The following is a 21737-nucleotide window of genomic DNA, read 5'->3' as shown; positions in this document are numbered from 1 at the left end:
GCAAAAGGCCGCGAACATCGCGGCCTTTTTTTACCTTCACTGAATCAGCACGTTCACTTCTGCAACTTCTCTTCCAGATCCAGAAGTTGCTCAGGCGTCACCGCTGGATAACTCTGCGCATCTTCTGGCACTTCATGCACGGCTGGAATCGGCACCAGCGGCCCGAGGAAGCGTGGCTCACGTTTCATCAGGTACAAATCTGCCAGCGCCCCTAAACGTGCCCCGACCTCGCGGAAACGCACTGACAGCATATTTTTAGGTGACGGGACGGCATAACACTGCGCCTGAATACCCAGGTGCTGGGCAATAAACAGCGCGCGCTCGCAGTGGAAGCGCTGAGTAATAATGATGAAGTCGTTGGTATCGAACACTTTGCGCGTGCGCACGATCGAATCCAGCGTACGGAAGCCGGCATAATCCAGCACGATATCCGAGGGATCGACACCCGCTTTTATCAGATCGCGGCGCATGGTCATCGGTTCGTTATAGCTTTGCTGCGCATTATCACCGCTCAACAGCAGATAGTTCACCTTGCCACTGTTATAGGCGTTAAGCGCACCCTGAATGCGATAGAGGTAATACTGATTAATCACACCGGTGCGGTAATACTTGGCGGTACCTAAGACCACACCGACCTGACGATGCGGCAAAGAGGTGACATCTTCGTAAATAAAGGGAGCGGTTTTCCAGCTGATCCAGCGATCCAGGCCGAGCGCGGTCGCCACCATCAATAAGATGATGAAAAACAGACCAAAGAAAACGCGTTTAATCATGCGCGTAAGCACTCGGTTGGTGAAAAATCGGATGGCTATACCCAAAATAATTCGAGTTGCAGGAAGGCGGCAAGTGCATGAATCCTCAGGAGCTTACTGAAGTAAGTGACTGAGGTGAATGCATGTAGCCAACGCGCCTGCAACTTGAAGTATGAAGGGTATAAAGGCTACTTGAGGCGGGGACAGTAAGCAAGTTAACGCCGATTGGCTGGTGTTTTTTTAAGCGCAGCCGGTACTGATTTCCCGGCTGCGCTGCCTTATCAGATCGAGGTACGGCGATAGTGACGATACTGCGGCAGCCAGAAGTTGTTATTCACGGCTTTTGACAGCACATCTTCTGACGTCACCACAGCCACACCGGCCAGTTGCGCCGCTTTGCCCACTTCCATGGCGATCAGTTTTGACACGCCCTGAATGTGTTTAAGCTCTGGCAGTACTGGACCTTCACCGTCATTCACCAGCGGTGAGCAGTCAGCCAGTGCACGACTGGCGGTCATCAGCATGGAGTCGGTGATGCGTGTTGCACCCGCCGCAATCACGCCCAAACCAATGCCAGGGAAAATATAGGAGTTGTTACACTGGGCAATCGGATAGGTTTTGCCTTTCCAGGTCACCGGCGCAAAGGGGCTGCCCGTGGCGACCAGCGCTTCGCCATCGGTCCAGGCGATGATATCTGCCGGGGTGGCTTCGACACGAGAGGTCGGGTTAGACAACGGCATCACAATTGGACGCTTGGTGTGCTTGTGCATCTCACGGATGATCTCCTCCGTGAACAGCCCCGGCTGGCCAGATACGCCGATTAAGATATCCGGCTTGGCGTTGCGCACGACATCCAGCAGCGAAATCGAATCGCTGGTCACATCCCAATCCTTCAGATTGTCGCTCTTCTGCACCAGTTTGCTCTGGAAATCGAGCAGGTTTGGTAGTTTGTCGGTCAGCAGGCCAAAGCGATCCACCATCATCACGCGTGAACGGGCTTCGTCGTCGCTGAGTCCTTCAGACTTCATCTGCGCAATGATCTGCTCGGCGATACCACAGCCGGCGGAACCTGCACCGAGGAACACCACTTTCTGCTCACACAGGCGGCTACCGGCTGCACGGCTGGCGGCGATCAAGGTGCCCACGGTAACGGCAGCGGTGCCTTGAATGTCATCATTAAAGCAGCAAACTTCATCGCGATAGCGTTCCAGCAGCGGCATGGCATTTTTCTGCGCGAAGTCTTCAAACTGCAACAGCACGTTCGGCCAGCGGCGTTTTACCGCCTGGATGAACTCATCAACAAAGGCTTCGTACTCTTCGCCGGTGATGCGCGGATGACGCCAGCCCATATACAACGGGTCGTTCAGCAACTGCTGGTTATTGGTACCGACATCCAGCACCACAGGCAGGGTGTAGGCCGGGCTGATCCCACCACAGGCGGTATACAGTGACAGCTTACCGATGGGAATGCCCATGCCGCCGATACCCAGGTCACCCAGACCCAGAATACGTTCGCCATCGGTGACCACAATCACTTTTACGTTCTGCTTGGTGGCGTTCTGCAGCATGTCTTCAATCCGGTCGCGGTTGTTATACGAGATGAAAACACCGCGTGCGCGACGATAGATTTCTGAGAAGTGTTCACAGGCCGCGCCGACTGTTGGGGTGTAGATAATCGGCATCATCTCTTCCAGATGATTGTCGAGCAGACGGTAGAACAGGGTTTCGTTGGTGTCCTGGATGTTACGCAGATAGACGTGCTTGTCGTTATTGTTTTTGAAATCCAGGAACTGACGCCAGGCGCGTTCGGCCTGCTCTTCGATGGTTTCAACGGCTTCAGGGAGTAGGCCGTTGAGGTTGAATTCGTTACGTTCTTCCAGGGTGAATGCGCTGCCTTTATTCAGCAGCGGAAATTCCAGCAGGATCGGACCCGCATAAGGAATATACAGCGGGCGTTTACTTTCGTAGTCGAGTTCCATGCAGTGTTTGCTCCGGTTGCAGTGTTTTCTGACGCTCACGGGAAAAGGTAACGCCAGTCCTGTTCAATGTGAAGTGGATCTGGCGCCCGATCCTATGAGTTTTCCTGCAGATGTACAGCTTTTGTTAACAGCAGGTCACAAAAGCGGTAAAAGGATCACTAAACTGATGTTTTCGAAACTAAAGTAAGTGAGAAATCTTCACAGCCCAAGGCTGCAAGCGTTGAACGTGTGGCATCAAGCTGACTCAATGTGCTGCCCTGACACTCGGACAGTACCGCCTGTTGCACAGTATTAAGTGCCTCATTGCTCATGTTCATCATAATCAGCGCGGCCTGCAATGGCGGCAAACTAGGGTTAAAAGCCGCATTCTCGGCATATTGGCCACGATAAATCTTGCCGCTTTGGCTGCGCAGTGCAACACCGCTAAAACTCTGGCTGTAGGGGGCGTGGCTGTGATTGGCCGCCTCAATCGCGGCTTGCTGTAGCAGATCACCGTCAACGTTAAAGCCGTGATCGATTGGCGTGAGCAGGCGCTCGGTAATATTCAAATCCGCCGGGCCAAAGGCATCAGGCAGATAATCACCCAGCGTGCTGATAGCGCGACCGGGTAAACTAATGCGGATAGCCGTACCGCTATTCAGTTCATTCATAAACTGACGGCAGTGGCCGCAAGGCGTGTAGTTAACGGTGATGGCATCCAGCTTTTCTTCACCGCGCAGCCAGGCGTGGGTGATGGCGCTTTGTTCCGCATGAACGGTTTGTTGCAGTGGAGCGTGCTCAAACTCCATATTGGCACCAAAGTACCAGTGACCGCTGACACCGCGCGAAATCGCCCCCACGTTAAAGTTAGACACGGTGGCGACTGCACAGCATGCAGCAATCGGCAGCAGCGCCAACGCCAGCGCATCCTCATCCAGACCGGTTTCCTGCTTCAGGTGCGCCACATCTTGCGGGCGGAGTACGCCCTGAAAATCAACCGAATCCAGCAGCGGTTGGATCGCCGCTTGTAACGAAGCGGGCAGGGCAGTAAAAGCAGCAGTAAATCGTGGATGCATGATGTGATGACCTCATAAACGCGTTAACGGCGATGCGCCGTCTGAGGGGTTATATGTGATCTATGTCGCTATGACAATGTAAGCTGATTCAGTTGTTTCAACTTTGCGAGATCTCTCGCAAAGTTTTAGCCAAACCAGTGCATCAGCAACGGAAAAAGAAACGGTGCCAGTAGCGAAGTAATGATGCCGCAAATCACTAACGCCAGAGAACTAAACGCCCCTTCCTGATAATCGATCTCCGCTGCACGTGCGGTGCCTAACGCGTGGGATGCATTGCCAATTGCTAATCCGCGTGAAGATTTGCTGCGCACGTTAAACAGATTGAGCAACATATGGCCGAACACCGCACCCAGTACCCCGGCAATCAGCACGCAGATAGCACTGATGGCGGGGATACCGTGCAGCGAGCCGGACACCGCCATGGCAATCGGCGTGGTGACCGATTTCGGCATGATGGTGGCGGCAATTTCTGGTGTTGCCCCCATCCACAGCGCGATAGCGGTGCCTGATACCATCGCGGTGATGCTACCGATAAAACACACGCTGATGATGGTTTTCCAGCGCGCGCGTATTTGATGCATCTGCTCATACAGCGGCAAGGCCAGCGCCACCACGGCCGGTTGCAACAGTTGGTTCAGGAATGCACTGCCGGCGAAATAGCGCGTGTAAGGAATATGTGTGAGCAGCAGAATGGGGATCACGATCGCCATCGCCACCAGTAATGGGTTAATGATGGAAATATTGATTTTTGCTGCCAGCTTGCGCGCTAACAGATAAGCCACCAGGGTAAGCGGTAGCGACCACCATGCGTCAGTCATGCGGCTGCTCCTGCGGACGTTGCAGACGCTCGGCGCTGATGCCGACAATCAACAGCACCAAAAACGTGCTGACAAAGCAGGAAACCACAATGGGCCCAAATTGGGCACTGAGAATATCAGTGTAACCCATTACGCCCACGCTGATGGGGACGAACAGCAGCGCCATATAGCGGATCAACAGATAGCAGCCAGGTTTGACCCACTCAACCGGCAGGATTTGCAGCGCCAGCAAGCTGAACAGCAAGAGCATGCCAATAATGCTCCCCGGAATGGTGATCGGGAGTAGGGCAGCAACACCATTTCCGGCATACAGCGCGGCATAAATAATCACAAAGGCACGCAAATAGTGCCAGCAAGCAGTTAACACGACAGGCTCCACACTAGAGGGGATACCCTTCATACTTCAAGTTGCATGTGCGTTGGCTACGTGCATTCACCTCAGTCACTTACTTCAGTAAGCTCCTGAGGTGAATGCACTTGCCGCCTTCCTGAACCAGGAGTAGGCCCCATGAGGGGACTCGAAATATTTTGGGTATAGATAAAAAAGCCGCCCCGAAGGCGGCTTGTTCAATTACTTAACCTGCATACCCGGTTTCGCACCGCTATCCACTGACAGCACGAACAGGTCTGAACCGCCTGAACCTGCTGACAGCACCATGCCTTCCGACACGCCGAAACGCATCTTACGTGGGGCAAGGTTAGCGACGATAATAGTCATCTTACCGACCAGCACCGACGGATCAGGATAAGCCGCACGAATGCCGGAGAAGATCTGGCGCTTCTCGCCGCCGAGATCCAGCTCCAGGCGCAGCAGCTTGTCAGAACCTTCAACCAACTCGGCTTTCTCGATCAGCGCGACGCGCATATCGACTTTGGCAAAATCGTCGATAGTGATGGTGTCGCCAATTGGCGCATCAGCCAGAGGACCGGTGACCGCAGGCTTATTTGCTGCTGCCGCGTCCTCTTTAGACGCCTCAATCAACCCTTCCACTTTCGCCATTTCGATACGACCGTACAGCGCTTTGAACGGGGCAACATCATGATTCAGCAGCGGCTGCGCAATCGCATCCCAGCTCAGTTCGCTCTGCAGGAAAGCTTCAGCACGTGCACTCAGCGATGGCAATACCGGCTTCAGCCAGGTCATCAACACGCGGAACAGGTTGATACCCATGGAGCAGATCGCTTGCAGGTCAGCATCGCGGCCTTCCTGTTTCGCCACCACCCACGGTGCCTGCTCATCAACATAGCGGTTAGCAATGTCGGCCAGCGCCATGATTTCGCGGATGGCTCGGTTGTATTCGCGGCTTGCCCAGGCTTCACCGATCTTCTCTGAAGCATCAACGAAGGTCTGATACAGCGCCGGATCGGCCAGTTCGCTCGACAGTTTGCCGCTGAAGCGTTTAGTAATGAAGCCCGCGTTGCGTGACGCCAGGTTTACCACTTTATTAACGATATCCGCGTTCACGCGCTGCACGAAATCTTCCAGATTGAGGTCGATATCATCGATACGTGAAGAGAGTTTCGCCGCGTAGTAGTAACGCAGGCTGTCAGCATCCAGGTGTTGCAGCCAGGTGCTGGCTTTGATGAAGGTGCCGCGTGATTTGGACATCTTCGCGCCGTTCACTGTCACATAACCGTGGACAAACAGGTTGGTCGGTTTGCGGAAGTTGCTGCCTTCCAGCATCGCTGGCCAGAACAGGCTGTGGAAGTAAACGATGTCTTTACCGATGAAGTGATACAGCTCGGTAGAGGAATCTTTCTTCCAGAACTCGTCGAAATTGATATCGCCGCGCTTGTCACACAGGTTCTTAAAGGAACCCATATAACCGATTGGCGCATCCAGCCACACGTAGAAATATTTGCCCGGCGCACCTGGAATTTCAAAGCCGAAGTAAGGGGCATCACGAGAAATATCCCACTGCTGCAAGCCAGAATCGAACCACTCCTGCATCTTGTTCGCAACCTGCTCCTGCAACGCACCTGAACGGGTCCAGGTCTGCAACATCGCACTGAATGACGGCAGGTCGAAGAAGAAGTGTTCTGAATCACGCAATACCGGTGTCGCACCAGATACCACTGATTTTGGATCGATCAGCTCGGTTGGGCTGTAGGTCGCGCTGCACACTTCGCAGTTATCGCCATACTGATCCGGTGACTTACATTTCGGGCAGGTGCCTTTCACAAAACGATCGGGCAGGAACATGCCTTTCTCGGGATCGTACAGCTGTGAAATAGTGCGGTTTTTAATGAAACCGTTTTCTTTCAGGCGGCCGTAGATCAGCTCAGACAGCTGGCGGTTTTCGTCACCGTGCGTCGAATGATAGTTGTCATAGCTGATGTCGAAACCGGCGAAGTCAGTTTCATGTTCCTGCTTCATCTCTGCGATCATCTGCTCAGGCGCAACGCCAAGCTGCTGAGCTTTCAGCATGATAGGCGTGCCGTGGGCGTCGTCGGCACAGATGAAGTAAACCTGATTGCCACGCATTCGCTGGTAACGGACCCAAATGTCAGCCTGAATGTGTTCAAGCATATGACCAAGATGGATAGAGCCGTTGGCGTACGGCAGTGCGCACGTTACCAGAATTTTTTTAGCGACATGAGTCATAGTTTGCGTAGCGTTCCGTAAGAAAAAAATCGGGCTTAGATGTTAACCGAAGCACCCTCTGGCGTAAACACAACTGCACGGCATCTGATATTATTGAAGACACACCACCGTGATTTGGCGTTATGAAAAGACAAGGAGTTGGGATGACTTCACAATCCCGGGAACATCACTCGCCCGAAGCGTTGCGTGCTGTGGTTATCGGCGTGCTGAGCGACTTTGAACATCCGACACTGCATCACAATCTGACAACCCTCAAAGCACTGCGTCATGTGGCGCTGCTGGATGGTAAACTGCATATCGAACTGGTGATGCCGTTTGCCTGGGCCAGTGCCTTTGAAGAACTAAAGGCGCAAACCAGCGCTGAATTGCTGCGTCTGACCCATGCCAGCGCGATTGACTGGCGCCTGCGCCATGACATCGCCACGCTGAAACGCGTGAAGAATCACCCTGGCGCCTCCGGGGTAAAAAACATCATCGCGGTAAGCTCCGGCAAAGGGGGCGTGGGTAAATCCAGCACTGCGGTGAATATGGCGCTGGCGCTGGTGGCGGAAGGCGCACGCGTCGGGATCCTCGATGCGGATATTTACGGGCCATCCATTCCCAATATGCTCGGCACCGAGAGCCAACGTCCGACCTCGCCGGATGGTACCCATATGGCACCGATCATGGCTCATGGCCTTGCGACCAATTCGATTGGATATCTGGTTACTGATGAAAATGCCATGGTGTGGCGCGGTCCGATGGCCAGCAAAGCCTTGATGCAACTGCTCAATGAGACGATGTGGCCGGACCTCGACTATCTGATTTTAGATATGCCGCCCGGCACCGGTGATATTCAGTTAACCCTGGCGCAAAACGTACCGGTGACCGGTGCGCTGGTAGTGACCACGCCGCAGGACATCGCGCTGATTGATGCCCGCAAAGGCATTGTGATGTTTGAAAAAGTCAGCGTGCCCGTGCTGGGTGTGGTGGAGAACATGAGCATTCACATCTGCAGCGAATGCGGCCACCACGAGCCGATTTTCGGCACCGGCGGTGCACAGAAACTGGCAGCGGATTACCATACGCGCTTGCTGGCGCAGTTGCCGCTGCATATTAATCTGCGTGAGGATCTGGATGATGGTGAGCCAACGGTGATCCGCCGTCCAGACAGCGAGTTCACCGCACTCTATCGCCAGTTAGCCGGGCGCGTCGCCGCACAGCTTTACTGGCAGGGCGAAGTCATTCCAGCGGATATCGCTTTCCGCGCGGTCTAACCTGCTGATTTTCTGCTGGCGCGTGCCGCCAGCGGAAAATGCATCAGCACATATTTTCCCTGATCGCTCTCGCCTACCGCTTCACGCTGCCAGCCGTGTTTCAGATAAAAAGTCTGGGCCGCTTGATTCTGCATCAGACATTTCAAAGCGCCGGTTGAGGTGAAACGCTGCTGCACGTGCTCCAGCAGTGCACTTCCCACACCACGCCCCTGAAAATCAGGGTCGACATACAGGCTGTGCAGGAAGTTGTCATTATCCAGTACACCGGCAAACCCTACGCGATGGCCATCGATCTCTGCAACCAGCACGGTTTCGCCGAGGATCACCGCATCAAAATCTTCAAGCTGCCACTCATCGCCAGCCAGCCATGTCCAGTTGCGACGGCGCGCCGCCAAAAAGAGCGTGCGCAGAAAAGGGCGGTCGGCTTCCTCAAAAAAACGAATCTTCACGCAATTCTCCCTCAAACTTTCTCACCTCTGTAGCGGCGCGATTCATCGCGCAACCGTCAGCAACACAGCGGATTTACCCCTGCGCGATAAATCGCGCCGCTACAAATGGTAATCGCTCTTTAAAAATAGTTGTCGCACCGGAAAAATATAAACCCTGTCAAATCATCGGGATTTCTGTGTAGAATGCCGCGGCAAGCCGCATGGAATCAGGCATCAGCGCTTTGATAGCTTTTGATTATCTAATTGATAACGACTGCATATTAGAAGTTGGCCCGGAAAAACTGTAACTTGCATCACATCTTTTAACGGAGGTCACCATGTCCATCATTAATACCAAAATCAAACCATTCAAAAACGCAGCGTTCAAAAACGGCGAATTCATCGATGTAACCGAGAAAGACGTTGAAGGTAAATGGAGTGTTTTCTTCTTCTACCCGGCTGACTTCACCTTCGTATGCCCTACCGAACTGGGTGACGTGGCAGACCATCACGAAGAACTGCAGAAAATGGGCGTAGACGTTTACTCCGTTTCTACTGACACGCACTTTACCCACAAAGCCTGGCACGGTTCTTCCGAAACCATCGCAAAAATCAAATACGCGATGATCGGTGACCCAACTGGCGCACTGACCCGTAACTTCGAAATCATGCGTGAAGACGAAGGTCTGGCTGACCGTGGTACCTTCATTGTTGACCCACAGGGCATCATCCAGGCTATCGAAATCACCGCTGAAGGCATTGGCCGTGACGCATCAGACCTGATCCGCAAACTGAAAGCGGCTCAGTACGTGGCTTCTCACCCAGGTGAAGTGTGCCCGGCTAAATGGAAAGAAGGCGAAGCAACACTGGCTCCATCTCTGGACCTGGTTGGCAAAATCTAAGCCACACCCAGCCATTCGATCTTTCTCAATCGGGTGCTACGGCACCCGATTTTCTTGACAGGAACTCACTATGCTCGATACCAATTTAAAAACACAGCTCAAGGCTTACCTTGAGAAATTAACGAAACCGGTTGAGTTGATTGCCACACTGGATGATGGCGCTAAATCTGCGGAGATCCGTTCTCTGCTGACCGATATCGCGAGCTTGTCAGAAAAAGTCAGCTTCCGTGAAGAGAATGATCGTCCGGTTCGTAAACCCTCTTTTCTGATCACTAACCCAGGCAGCCAGAGCGGCCCACGCTTTGCCGGTTCGCCAATGGGTCACGAATTTACTTCACTGGTCCTGGCACTGCTGCAGACCGGTGGACACCCGTCGAAAGAGTCACAGAGTCTGCTGGAGCAAGTGGTTGCTCTGGACACTGACCTGCATTTCGAAACCTATTACTCACTGTCGTGCCACAACTGTCCTGACGTGGTGCAGGCGCTGAATCTGATGGCGATCCTCAACCCGCGCATCAGCCACACCGCCATCGACGGCGGCATGTTCCAGAACGAAATCACCGAACGTAACGTGATGGGTGTGCCTGCCGTATTCCTTAACGGCACCGAGTTTGGTCAGGGCCGTTTAAGCCTGGCGGAAATCGTCGGCAAAGTGGATACCAATGCTGAGAAACGTGCAGCCGAAGAGCTGAACAAGCGTGATGCCTATGAAGTGCTGATCGTCGGCAGCGGCCCCGCGGGCGCAGCGGCAGCGATCTACTCTGCTCGTAAAGGCATCCGCACGGGCCTGATGGGCGAGCGTTTTGGCGGCCAGGTGCTCGACACGGTAGACATCGAAAACTACATCTCCGTCCAGAAAACCGAAGGCGCTAAGCTGGCTGGTTCATTGCGTGCGCACGTCGATGACTACGATGTAGACGTCATTGACACCCAGAGCGCGATTAAGCTGATTCCGGCGGCGAAAGAGGGCGGTCTGCACGCGATTGAAACCGCATCTGGCGCAGTACTGAAATCACGCAGCATCATCATCGCCACCGGCGCACGCTGGCGCAACATGGGTGTGCCGGGTGAAGAGCAGTATCGCACCAAAGGCGTCACCTACTGCCCACACTGTGACGGCCCGCTGTTTAAGGGCAAACGCACGGCGGTGATCGGCGGCGGCAACTCTGGAGTGGAAGCGGCTATCGATCTGGCTGGCCTGGTTGAGCACGTGACGCTGCTGGAATTTGCCAGCGAAATGCGTGCCGATAAAGTGTTGCAGGACAAACTGCGTAGCCTGAAAAACGTCGATGTGATTCTGAATGCCCAGACCACCGAAGTGAAAGGCGACGGCAGCAAAGTGACCGGCTTGAGCTACATCGATCGTAACAACCAGACCAGCCACGAGATCGCGCTGAGCGGTATCTTTGTGCAGATTGGTTTGTTGCCAAACACCACCTTCCTCGAAGGTGCGGTGGAGCGTAACAAAATGGGCGAGATCATCATCGATGCCAAGTGCGAAACCAGCCTGAAAGGCGTATTCGCCGCCGGTGACTGCACCACGGTGCCGTACAAGCAGATCATCATTGCCAGCGGTGAAGGCGCTAAAGCCTCACTCAGCGCCTTTGATTATCTGATCCGCACCCAACCGGCTGAATAAGTTTTATTGCGATAGCCACGCAGCAGCCCCGCACCTTGTGTTGCGGGGCTTTTTTTTGCCCGATGATTATCCCAGCCAGCGGCGCGCTTCAGCATCGCTAATATCACGATAATACACTTTGTGTATTTGTTCTCCGCACCCTTTACACTGCGCTTCAATGTGCGTCGAAAAATAGTGGCGACCACCAGGAGAAATTGCCCCTTTACGGGAAATACGAATCTGATGCCAACGATGTGCGTGCGGAATAAAGCTGAATAACTTTAGGTTCATTTTCGATCCCGGAATTGGGTGGGCAGAGTCTGTCTTCAAGTCCGGAGGGGGATTAGGCCGTTTTATGGGATGTCAGGCGTTGATGCTAATCAATTAGTGGTATTGATTATCTTAATTTCCGCGTTTTTGCCTATGTAGATTAAAAAAGGAATTAATACATTAAGCGGATATATTTTCAGTTATTGATCTGGTGGGTGATGTTTATTTTATTGATGGAGGATGAATATTTTATATTTTGATGTGGCGCAATTATTCTCTCTCACCGCACAAACCACAATTTACAACCTGCGCGACTGCGCTTATCCTGTCGTCGGCATGTTCTGCATGCCATGACTCGGGGTGCCCCTGTATACAGGGCTGAGATACACCCGCTGACCTGATCTGGATAATGCCAGCGTAGGGAAGTCAGATGCCTGACCGCATTCGCCTTCTTGATCGCCGGTTGGGAGCTTTATGACACACCAGCCTGAAATACTCTCCACTACGCAGCTCGCGCAATCCCTGCACTTACTGCGGCAGCAAACTCCGTTAGTGCACTGCATGACCAACGACGTAGTGCAAACCTTTACCGCTAATGTGCTGCTGGCGTTGCAGGCGTCTCCGGCGATGGTGATTGACCCAGAAGAGGCGGCCCAATTTGCTGGTTTCGCGGATGCGTTGCTGATCAATGTGGGTACCTTAACCCGCGACCGCCGCGATGCGATGTTAGCCGCCGTGCAGGCCGCGCAGAAAGCAGGAACACCCTGGACGCTCGATCCGGTGGCAGTGGGTGCGTTATCACTGCGCACCGAATTCTGCCAACAGCTGCTGGGCCTGCAACCCGCCGCGATTCGTGGCAATGCTTCTGAAATCCTTGCGCTAGCCAATCAGGCGGCTGGAGGGCGTGGCGTGGATAGCGTGCATCAAGCGGATGCCGCGCTGAGCTCAGCCCAGCAACTGGCGCAGAAATATCAAACCGTTGTCGCGGTAACCGGAGAAGTTGATTACGTCACTGACGGTAAAAGCACGCTGGCGATCCCTGGTGGCAGCCCCTTGATGACGCGTGTGGTCGGCACCGGTTGTGCACTGTCTGCGGTGGTTGCTGCTTTCGCCAGCTTGCCAGGCGAGCGCCTGCAGCACATTGCAGCAGCGTGCCGCGTGATGTCGTTGGCGGGTGAGCAGGCTGCACGTCAGGTGCAGGGGCCCGGCAGTTTTGTCGCCGCTTTCCTTGACGGACTCTGGACTCTGGAGGTGGCGGCATGAAACGCATCAATGCTTTAACCATCGCTGGCACCGATCCAAGCGGTGGCGCGGGTATTCAGGCCGATCTCAAAGCCTTCTCCGCGTTGGGCGCTTACGGCACCAGTGTGATCACCGCACTGGTGGCGCAGAATACCTGTGGTGTGCAGTCGGTGTATCGTATTGAACCTGATTTTGTTGGCGCGCAGCTGGATTCGGTGCTGGACGATGTGCGCATCGATGCCGCCAAAATCGGTATGCTGTCTGAAACTGCGATTGTTGAAGTGGTCGCGCAGCGGCTGAAACGCGCCAGCCTGCCATTTGTGGTGCTGGATACGGTGATGATTGCGAAAAGCGGTGATCCGCTGCTGTCACCCGATGCGGTGGCGAGCGTGCGTGAGTTACTGCTGCCGCACGTCTCATTGATCACGCCGAACCTGCCGGAAGCGGCAACGCTGCTGGGTCGCGATATGGCGCAGGATGAGAAGAGCATGCTGATGCAGGGCGATGCGCTGCTGGATCTCGGCTGCGAAGCGGTGCTGATGAAGGGCGGCCATCTGAGTGATGCCGAAAGCCCAGACTGGCTGATTACACGTGCAGGACGTCAGCGCTTCACTGCCCCGCGCGTCAATACGCGACATACCCATGGCACGGGCTGCACGCTCTCGGCGGCGCTGGCGGCGTTGCGCCCTCGTCATGATAACTGGTCAGATACGGTAGAAGAGGCCAAAGCCTGGCTGCAACAGGCGCTGCTGCATGCTGATTCACTGGAAGTCGGGAAGGGCATTGGGCCGGTGCACCATTTCCATCAATGGTGGTAGGGCGTAACGCCAGATTGCCGCTTTTTCACTGCGTATCCGTCTGAAAAATGGTGTCAGCAATTTGCCAGCCTGGCGCTTTTCGGTCCAGGCTGTTGGAGGCGAATCGGCAGGTGCCGGTTCCCATCCAGCCATTTATTCAGGAGTCAACATGACGGACATCGTACAGTTATTGGGCAAAGAAGCGGACACCCTTCTTCAACATCGCTGCATGACCATTCCAGCGGACAGCCTTTATTTACCCGGCGCGGATTATGTTGATCGTGTCATGATCGACAACAATCGTTCTCCTGTCGTATTACGCAACATGCAAACGCTATACAACACCGGACGTCTGGCAGGGACCGGCTATTTGTCGATTTTGCCGGTCGACCAGGGTGTTGAACACTCTGCGGGTGCCTCATTTGCTGCTAATCCGGCCTATTTCGATCCCAGGAATATTGTTGAGCTGGCGATTGAAGCCGGCTGTAACTGTGTTGCGTCAACCTATGGCGTATTGGCATCCGTGTCGCGCCGCTATGCGCACCGCATTCCGTTTATGGTCAAGCTCAACCATAACGAGACGCTGAGTTATCCGACCCAATATGACCAGACGCTGTATGCCAGCGTAGAGCAGGCATTCAACTTGGGTGCTGTCGCCGTTGGCGCAACCATCTACTTCGGCTCTGAGCAATCACGTCGTCAGATCGAAGAGATCTCAGCGGCCTTTGAGCGCGCGCACGAACTCGGCATGGTGACGGTGCTGTGGGCGTATCTGCGTAACAATGATTTCAAGAAAGATGGCGTGGATTACCATGCCAGCGCCGATTTAACAGGCCAGGCGAACCATTTGGCCGCCACCATTGGCGCGGATATCGTGAAGCAGAAAATGGCGGAGAATAATGGCGGTTACAAGGCAGTGAACTTCGGTCATACCGACGATCGGGTTTACAGCAAACTGACCACCGAGAACCCGATCGATCTGGTGCGCTACCAACTGGCGAATTGCTATATGGGACGTGCAGGGTTGATTAACTCCGGCGGTGCTTCGGCAGGGGCCACCGACGTGGCAGAGTCTGTGCGTACGGCGGTGATTAACAAACGTGCGGGCGGAATGGGGCTGATTCTGGGCCGTAAGGCGTTTAAGAAGTCGCTGAAGGAAGGTGTGGAGTTGATTAATGCGGTGCAGGATGTCTATTTGTCGAAAGATGTGACTATCGCGTAATTAAACCTGGCTTACTGGCCATTTCGCTGGCGGGCAGTGCGCGTCCTTGGTCACATACTGATGTATGCTCCCAAGGCCTGTGCGCTGGCCGCCAGCGAACTGCCTGCGCCGCCGACGGTTTAATCCGATGGGGGCTCCAAAAACAAAGGCGTTTGAAACTACTCGCTATTTCGTACAGCAATCAGCGTAATGGTCAAAATGCGATTTCGCAGGCGGGCAGTGCGCGCCCTTGGTCACATACTGATGTATGCTCCCAAGGCCTGTGCGCTGGCCGCCCCAAAACCTATGGCGCTTCAAACCACTCGCTATTGCGTTCAGCTATTGGCGTGATGGTCAAAATCATCTCTTGCAGATGGCGGCGCATGGCGCTTTCTGCGGCCTCAACGTCTTTGGCTTTCAACGCGCAATAGATATCTTCATGCTGCTGGATCAAACTTTCCGGCGGGGATACTTCACTCAGCGTCAGGAAGCGCACACGGTCCATGGTGGCTTTGATATTCTCCACCGTCTCCCATGCCAGCAGGCAGTTAATCCCTTCGGCTATCAGACGGTGAAATTCATCGTCCAGAGTTAAAAATGCCTGGCTGTCCTGGCGCTCTGCGGCTAAGCGTTGTAACTGAAGATTATGCTCCAGCGCCATCAGTCCCGTGGGGCCCATCTCCAGTGCCGCACGACGCACCACGGCGATTTCAACCGCTTCACGGATAAAGCGCCCATCCGCCACGCGCTGTGCAGAAATTTTGCGCACGAAAGTGCCACGCTGCGGCAGCACTTGAACCAGACCAGCTTCCGCCAGCTTGATAAAGGCCTCGCGCACCGGCTGGCGCGACACGTTAAAGCGCGCGGACACCTCTTTTTCCGACAGCAATGAGCCCGGATGAATGGCGCAGGTCACGATATCTTTGCGCAAATAGCGATAGATCTGCTGATTGACGGGTTCGCTGGTGGTTATGGTATAGGCAATCGACATGCAGCAATATCCGTATTACGGCTGGCGCAAGCCAGCCCGATGAGAAAGGTTCAGTCTAATCAGCACGCTGCATCTGCGCTACACATTTGTGAAGGCGCTTATGCCTGTGCCACCAAGGCATGTACAGTAGCGCGTGCGCCCTGCTTCGCAAGTTGCTGATAGAGTTCTGTGACGCGTGCAACAAAGGCGCTGTGGTGCAGCAGATCATCGCCGAATACGGCTTTCAGGCCGATAAGCGCTTTTACGCGTTCTGAGCCATCTTCACTGTGAGCCACAATGCTCGCCAACTGCTCTTTCAGCGGATCGCGAATCTCAATCGGCTGACCTTGCTCATCCACGCCGCTGACATAACGCATCCAGCCCGCGACACCCAGCAGCAGATAATCGCATGAGGTGCCATTACGCAGATGCCAGCGCACGCTGTCCAGCATGCGCTGCGGCAGCTTCTGAGTGCCATCGGTCGCGATTTGATAAGTGCGATGCTTAATGGCGCGATTTTCGTAACGCGCAATCAGTGAATCAGCGTAGGCCACTAAGTCTACGCCTTGCGTACGCAGCGTCGGAGCCTGATCTTGCAGCATCAACGCGCGCGCTGCCGTGCGGAAATGGGCATCGGCCATGCAATCGCTGATGTGTTCATACCCTGCCAGGAAACCGAGGTAAGCCAGGAATGAGTGGCTGCCATTCAGCATACGCAGCTTCATCTCTTCGAACGGCAGTACGTCACTGACCAGTTCCGCGCCAGCATTTTCCCAGGCAGGACGGCCACTCACGAAGTTATCTTCAATCACCCACTGGAAGAACGGCTCGGCTTCGACAGCAACAGGGTCGCTGCTGCCCAGGCGAGCTTCCAACGTGTCAAACGCGGCATCGGTCATCGCGGGCACAATGCGGTCGACCATGGTGGAAGGGAAGGTGATATGTGCGTGAATGTACTCGGCCAGTTCAGGGCTGTGGCGTTCTGCCAGTTGCGTGATGACATTGCGGGTCACGTGGCCGTTTTCCGGCATGTTGTCACAGGACATCACGCTGAAAGGGGGAAGATGGCGGGCGCGACGGCGAATAATGGCGGCCAGAATCAGCCCCGGCAGCGAGCGCGGCTGCTCCGGATTTTCGAGGTCATGCACGATATCGGGATGATCAGGGTTGAGCTTGCCGCTCGACGGCATATAGCAATAGCCTTTCTCGGTGGCGGTCATCGAGACGATGGCGACGTCAGGCTGACTCATGGCTTCAATCACCGCATCAATACCGTCGCCCTTGCCGTGCAACGCTTGTGTCACCACGCCAATCACGCGGGTATTAAGGCTGTCATCCGCCATCTCGGTCACGGTGTAGAGTAAGTCTTGCTGGCGCAGAGCCTGAATCAGTGCACCGCTGTTGAGATTGACTTCGCAGTAGCCCCAGTCACTCCCCTGCGCAGCCAGCTTATCGGTGGCGAGGGCCTGATGGGCGCGATGGAAGGCACCAAAGCCGATATGCACCATGCGGGTTTTTAACTGGCTACGGTCATAAGCGGGGCGTTGGACGTCGGCGGGAAGGCGATCAAGCTCTAACATAGGAATTCCTTTTAGCAAATGGGGCGCAGAGCGCCCCATTATGGTCAAACTGTTAAGCGGAGACGGGTTTATCTGCGGTCTTTGGGCTGCGAATCACAAACAGCACTAACATCGCGCCAATCCCGGCAACACAGCCCGCCAGAATGAACGCACTGTCGAATTTACCGGTGTGCTGCACGATATAGCCGGTGACAATCGGGCCGACAATTCCGGACAGGCTGCCGATTAAATGGATAAAGCCACTGATACTACCCACACGGCTTTTGTGCACCACGTCCTGAATAATCGCCCAGTAAATTGCGCCGGTAATGTAGAGGAAGAAGATGGAGATCGACATCATGATCACCGCCGAATTCACTTCTTTAATCGTACCCGCCAGCGCCACACAAATCGCCGCCGCCAGCAGTGACACGACCAACACAATCTTGCGCGATAGCAGCAATTTTCCGGTGATATTAAAGATTTTATCCGAAATCCAACCACCCAATGCCAGACCCACGAAGCCCACAATCCACGGGATCATGGTGGTGATACTCATGGATTTAATATCCAGGCCATGCGCCTGCACCAGATACGCCGGGAACCAGCTCAGGAAGAAGAACAGGATGTAGTTGTAGCAGAAGAAGGCAAATGCGGTCACCAGGATAATCGGCTGGCGCAGGTAATAGCCCATGCCGTGCGCTTTGCCTGAAGGATCGATCACATCGGCAGGCTCTTCCGCTTTCAGTTTTTCGACCAGAGCGCGCTCTTCAGGTGACACTTTTTTGCTGCGGGCCGGGTTATCTGCCGCGAAGAAGAACCACAGGCCCATCCACACCAGACCAATCACGCAGATCACCACGAACGCCGGACGCCAGCCAAATGACAGGGCCAGATAGCCGACAATCGGGCCCGCGACTGCACCACCCAGAGGGGAACCGGCACTGAGCAAGCCCATGGCGGTTGCGGCCTGTTTTTTCGGGAACCAGCCGTTGATGGCCTTGTTCGCCGAGGCGCAAATCGGACCTTCCGCCATGCCGAACAGCACGCGCAGAATCATCATCGACCAGAAGCCAGTGGCCAGCGCGGTCATGCCGCAGAACAGCGACCACATGCCGACTGCGGTGCCCAGCACGATGGTCGGGCCGAATTTATCGGTCGCCAGGCCACCAATAAAGTTAAACAGCGCATAGCCAAAGAAGAAACTCCCGAAAATCATGCCGAACTGCTCGGCGTTGATCATCAGATCTTTTTCCACCAGCGGTACAGTCAGGGACAGGGCAATACGATCGAGGTAGTTGATCATATAAACCAGGAACAACAGCAGTACGAGGGTCCAGCGTAGGTTCTTAAGCATACAAACTCCGACCTAATAGTTTTTCTAGTTTTGCCGGCGGGTACGCACCGGCATTAAGGACACCTGGTGTGAAGATTAACTCAACCCATTTGGAGAATCACTTTGCAGCAGGTACGGGGATCTTTTTCAAACAACGTCATGGCACGTTCAATCTCTGCGAGTGGGAAATAGTGCGTGACCAGTTTTTCAGGCTGGATCAGGCCTTTTTCCATCCACTCAATGACCTGCGGGAAACGATTACTGTTGAGGCGCGAGGTAAACAGCGATAACTCTTTGCTGGTCAACGCTTGCTGCGTGATGCTGCAAGGCTCGCCAGAGAAGCCAAGTAGCCCGATACGTGCCGCCGGGGAGGCAAGGGCAGCAGATTCGGCCAAAATAGAAGGATGGCAGGCAGCATCGATAATCAGCGTGGGCTGAATGCCTTCCAGCTGGGCTGCCAGTGGGATCTCGCTGTTATTGAATACGCGGTCAGCGCCATTTTCCTGTGCCAGTGCCAGACGCTCTGGCAGACGGTCGACCACCAGCACCTGTGCCACGCCATAAACGCCTTTCAGCACCTGAATCGCGGTCAACCCCATCGGTCCTGCGCCATAAATCAGTGCCACATCGTTTGGCTGAGGTTTCAGGAAAGCGGTGATGTTCGCGGCGATGGTAAAGGGTTCAACCATGCTGGCGAGTTTGTCTGGAATAGCGGTGGGCAGACGGAAAGCATTTTTAGCCGGGGCAACGGCAAACTCACTGAAGCCGCCATCACGATGCACACCAATCACCTGCAATTCTTTGCAGACGTTAGGGCGCCCGATGGAGCAGGGATAGCAGTGACCGCAGCTGACCACGGGATCAACGGCCACGCGCTCCCCGATGCGAGCGGCATCAACACCGTCGCCTACCGCATCAATCAGGCCAAAGAACTCATGACCAATGACGCGCGGATATTTGGCAAACGGATTATGACCATGCCAGATATGCACATCAGAACCGCAGATGCTGGCAAACTGCACTTTGACACGCACTTCACCCGCGGCCGGTGCTGGCAGGGGACGGTCTGCTAAAACGAGTTCACCCGGTTGTTCAATTACGACACTTTTCATCATTTACTCCTGGCCGGCGCGGACGTTAAACGGTGCTGCTGGCATTAACGGGAAAGCAATGATGAAAAAATACGCTTACCAATACTACCATACAAGTCGGCGTTAAAGAGTTGTGAAGGCAGTCACAGAGCGAAGAGGTAACCAGAGGATCGGTGAGGTAAGTAAACAGGGTAAATCGCAGGCATAAAAAAAGCAGCCTTATAGGCTGCTCTTTTCAAGAATTTGGCTCCTCTGACTGGACTCGAACCAGTGACATACGGATTAACAGTCCGCCGTTCTACCGACTGAACTACAGAGGAATTGTTTGGAACGGGGCGCATAGTAACGAGCAGGCTCGGGCTTGTCAAAGCCCTTTTTCATAATTTATTCCGACTGCTGAATAAAGCGTCAATTCCTGCGCCTGAGTGGCTGCCAGAGTGCGAACTCGCACACAATCTGAGCCTCATTGTGATCCATGTCACCAATCGTATGCAAAATTACATTCTGATTTGTCGGTTTTGTCAGATACCTCGCATGTATGATCACAGATATTTCATTTCGCCGTTGTGGGCTGAAAAAGCGAAACATATATTCCAGATCAATTTCCATCCATAACGCCAGGTGCAGCATGAACAAAGTCAGAATCGGTATGATCGGTAGTGGTTACATTGGTCGTTGTCACGCAATTGCTTACGCTCAGGCACCGACGGTGTTTGCGCTGAAAGGGGAAATCGTGCGGGAAATGCTGGCGGAGGTAAACCCGGAGCTGGCAGCAAAGCAAGCCGCAACCTTTGGCTTTGCACGTTCAACGGGTGACTGGCATGAGCTGGTGCGCGACCCCAACATTGATGTAGTCGATATTTGTGCGCCTAACTTCCTGCATAAAGAGATGGCGCTGGAAGCGATTCGCCACGGTAAGCATGTCTATTCAGAGAAGCCGCTGTCACTGTCGGTGGCGGATGCCGAAGAGATGGTGCAGGCTGCCGAGAAAGCGGGCGTGAAAACCCTGGTCGGCTTTAACTATATGAAAAACCCGACCAGCCAACTGGCGCGTGAAATCATTGCGCGTGGTGAAATTGGTGACGTGGTGCACTTCTACGGTACGCACAACGAAGATTATCTGGCGCGTCCAGAAACCCCGCTGGACTGGCACTGTCAGAAAGCACTGGCCGGATTAGGGGCGTTGGGCGATCTGGCGGCGCATATTGTGAATATGGCGCACTACCTGGTGGGCGATATCGAAGAAGTCAGCGGCGATATGATGACGGTGATTAAGCAGCGTCCCGATCCCAAAGACCCTTCGCGCCAGCTGCCGGTGGAAAACGAGGACCAGGCCAGTGCGCTGTTGCGCTTTAAAAATGGCGCACACGGCGTGTTTGAAACCTCACGTATCGCCTGTGGCAGCAAAATGGGCCTGACCTATGTCGTGACCGGTACCAAAGGCACGCTGCGTTACACCCAGGAGCGCATGGCAGAGCTGGAACTGTATATCCATGATGAACCGGCAGGACGTCAGGGCTTCAAAACCATTCTTACCGGACCTGCGCACCCTGATTACGCTAACTTCTGTGTCTCAGCCGGTCACGGCATTGGCTTTAACGATCAGAAAACCGTGGAGATCCGCGATTTGATCAATGGCATTGCGGCAGGCGACCGCATGTGGCCCGATTTCGCGGAAGGCTTGCAGGTGCAGAAGGTGCTGGAAGCGGTAGCGGTGTCAGCGGCAGAACGCCGTTGGATGACGGTGTAAAAAAATGGGTCGCCATGAATGGCGACCCTTATATCTCGATCATTCTCCTCCGGGTGCTATGATCCCCGACTGATCATCGGGAAGTTGCTGGTGAGATGGGGGCGACCC

19 protein-coding genes, 1 tRNA gene and 1 riboswitch are annotated in these 21737 nt (G+C 54.4%); of the genes, 7 read left to right on the top strand and 13 right to left on the bottom strand.

What is annotated here, in order from left to right; all coding sequences use genetic code 11:
• Positions 1-53: 53 nt before the first annotated feature.
• The 6 genes from sanA to metG form a co-directional block, all read right to left on the bottom strand.
• The gene (gene sanA, locus ACPUC8_RS02180; protein ID WP_039333783.1) at positions 54-773 is read right to left on the bottom strand and encodes an outer membrane permeability protein SanA; all 720 of its coding nucleotides are present in this window, start codon (positions 771-773) and stop codon (positions 54-56) included.
• 260 nt (positions 774-1033) lie between these two features.
• Positions 1034-2731, bottom strand: coding sequence for an NAD-dependent malic enzyme (locus tag ACPUC8_RS02175; RefSeq protein WP_494925515.1), 1698 nt, complete (start codon positions 2729-2731; stop codon positions 1034-1036).
• Positions 2732-2889: 158 nt separating this feature from the next.
• Positions 2890-3786 carry a cytidine deaminase gene (gene cdd / locus ACPUC8_RS02170; protein WP_494925514.1) on the bottom strand — a complete coding sequence of 299 codons (897 nt, stop codon included), beginning with the start codon at positions 3784-3786 and terminating at the stop codon, positions 2890-2892.
• 125 nt (positions 3787-3911) lie between these two features.
• Entirely contained in the window at positions 3912-4604 is a 693-nt protein-coding gene (locus ACPUC8_RS02165) for a CidB/LrgB family autolysis modulator (RefSeq protein WP_058969235.1), read from the bottom strand.
• Complete coding sequence (locus tag ACPUC8_RS02160; RefSeq protein ID WP_058969237.1) at positions 4597-5004, bottom strand: CidA/LrgA family protein; 408 nt, start codon at positions 5002-5004, stop codon at positions 4597-4599. The genes ACPUC8_RS02165 and ACPUC8_RS02160 overlap by 8 nt, the downstream gene beginning before the upstream one ends.
• A 171-nt stretch (positions 5005-5175) precedes the next feature.
• A complete protein-coding gene (gene metG / locus ACPUC8_RS02155) occupies positions 5176-7209 on the bottom strand; it encodes a methionine--tRNA ligase (RefSeq protein ID WP_494925513.1) in 2034 nt (677 codons plus the stop codon).
• Between the two features lie 143 nt (positions 7210-7352).
• Between metG and apbC the strand changes: the two genes are divergently transcribed.
• Positions 7353-8465: an iron-sulfur cluster carrier protein ApbC gene (gene apbC / locus ACPUC8_RS02150; protein ID WP_494925512.1), complete on the top strand. Its 1113-nt coding sequence runs from the start codon at positions 7353-7355 to the stop codon at positions 8463-8465.
• On the opposite strand, the gene ACPUC8_RS02145 is transcribed toward apbC, so the two are convergent.
• Entirely contained in the window at positions 8462-8914 is a 453-nt protein-coding gene (locus ACPUC8_RS02145; RefSeq protein ID WP_494925511.1) for a GNAT family N-acetyltransferase, read from the bottom strand. The two genes, apbC and ACPUC8_RS02145, sit on opposite strands and share 4 nt — an antisense overlap.
• A 317-nt stretch (positions 8915-9231) precedes the next feature.
• Between ACPUC8_RS02145 and ahpC the strand changes: the two genes are divergently transcribed.
• Entirely contained in the window at positions 9232-9795 is a 564-nt protein-coding gene (gene ahpC / locus ACPUC8_RS02140) for an alkyl hydroperoxide reductase subunit C (RefSeq protein ID WP_039333805.1), read from the top strand.
• A gap of 70 nt (positions 9796-9865) precedes the next feature.
• Entirely contained in the window at positions 9866-11434 is a 1569-nt protein-coding gene (gene ahpF / locus ACPUC8_RS02135; protein WP_494925510.1) for an alkyl hydroperoxide reductase subunit F, read from the top strand.
• A 66-nt stretch (positions 11435-11500) separates the two neighbouring features.
• On the opposite strand, the gene ACPUC8_RS02130 is transcribed toward ahpF, so the two are convergent.
• Positions 11501-11704 (bottom strand): hypothetical protein, encoded by a 204-nt coding sequence (locus tag ACPUC8_RS02130; RefSeq protein WP_039333809.1) that lies wholly within the window; start codon positions 11702-11704, stop codon positions 11501-11503.
• Positions 11705-12029: 325 nt separating this feature from the next.
• Positions 12030-12124: riboswitch (TPP riboswitch) on the top strand.
• Positions 12125-12157: 33 nt separating this feature from the next.
• Here ACPUC8_RS02130 and thiM point away from each other — a divergent pair.
• From thiM to fbaB, 3 genes are all read left to right on the top strand, one after another.
• On the top strand, positions 12158-12946 hold the full coding sequence (gene thiM, locus ACPUC8_RS02125; protein ID WP_494925509.1) for a hydroxyethylthiazole kinase: 789 nt from the start codon (positions 12158-12160) through the stop codon (positions 12944-12946).
• Positions 12943-13743, top strand: coding sequence for a bifunctional hydroxymethylpyrimidine kinase/phosphomethylpyrimidine kinase (gene thiD / locus ACPUC8_RS02120; RefSeq protein ID WP_039333814.1), 801 nt, complete (start codon positions 12943-12945; stop codon positions 13741-13743). Before thiM ends, thiD begins: the two co-directional genes overlap by 4 nt.
• Positions 13744-13891: 148 nt before the next feature.
• Positions 13892-14944 (top strand): class I fructose-bisphosphate aldolase, encoded by a 1053-nt coding sequence (gene fbaB / locus ACPUC8_RS02115; RefSeq protein ID WP_494925508.1) that lies wholly within the window; start codon positions 13892-13894, stop codon positions 14942-14944.
• 283 nt (positions 14945-15227) lie between these two features.
• Here the strand turns inward: fbaB and ACPUC8_RS02110 are convergent, their stop codons facing one another.
• The 5 genes from ACPUC8_RS02110 to ACPUC8_RS02090 all read right to left on the bottom strand — a co-directional run bounded on the left by ACPUC8_RS02110 (position 15228) and on the right by ACPUC8_RS02090 (position 20199).
• Positions 15228-15914: a GntR family transcriptional regulator gene (locus tag ACPUC8_RS02110; RefSeq protein WP_039333818.1), complete on the bottom strand. Its 687-nt coding sequence runs from the start codon at positions 15912-15914 to the stop codon at positions 15228-15230.
• A gap of 98 nt (positions 15915-16012) precedes the next feature.
• The gene (locus ACPUC8_RS02105; RefSeq protein WP_494925507.1) at positions 16013-17473 is read right to left on the bottom strand and encodes a mannitol dehydrogenase family protein; all 1461 of its coding nucleotides are present in this window, start codon (positions 17471-17473) and stop codon (positions 16013-16015) included.
• 52 nt (positions 17474-17525) lie between these two features.
• On the bottom strand, positions 17526-18809 hold the full coding sequence (locus ACPUC8_RS02100; RefSeq protein WP_058969247.1) for an MFS transporter: 1284 nt from the start codon (positions 18807-18809) through the stop codon (positions 17526-17528).
• A gap of 80 nt (positions 18810-18889) precedes the next feature.
• Positions 18890-19900 (bottom strand): Zn-dependent oxidoreductase, encoded by a 1011-nt coding sequence (locus tag ACPUC8_RS02095; RefSeq protein ID WP_039333824.1) that lies wholly within the window; start codon positions 19898-19900, stop codon positions 18890-18892.
• A 223-nt stretch (positions 19901-20123) separates the two neighbouring features.
• Positions 20124-20199 (bottom strand) — tRNA-Asn (locus ACPUC8_RS02090).
• A gap of 308 nt (positions 20200-20507) precedes the next feature.
• Here ACPUC8_RS02090 and ACPUC8_RS02085 point away from each other — a divergent pair.
• Positions 20508-21629 carry a Gfo/Idh/MocA family protein gene (locus tag ACPUC8_RS02085; protein ID WP_494925506.1) on the top strand — a complete coding sequence of 374 codons (1122 nt, stop codon included), beginning with the start codon at positions 20508-20510 and terminating at the stop codon, positions 21627-21629.
• The last annotated feature ends 108 nt before the right edge of the window (positions 21630-21737 follow it).

The organism is Pantoea sp. CFCC18177, from assembly GCF_059412425.1.
Note: the sequence above shows the minus strand (reverse complement) of the source record. Positions and strands in the feature narration are given on the sequence as shown.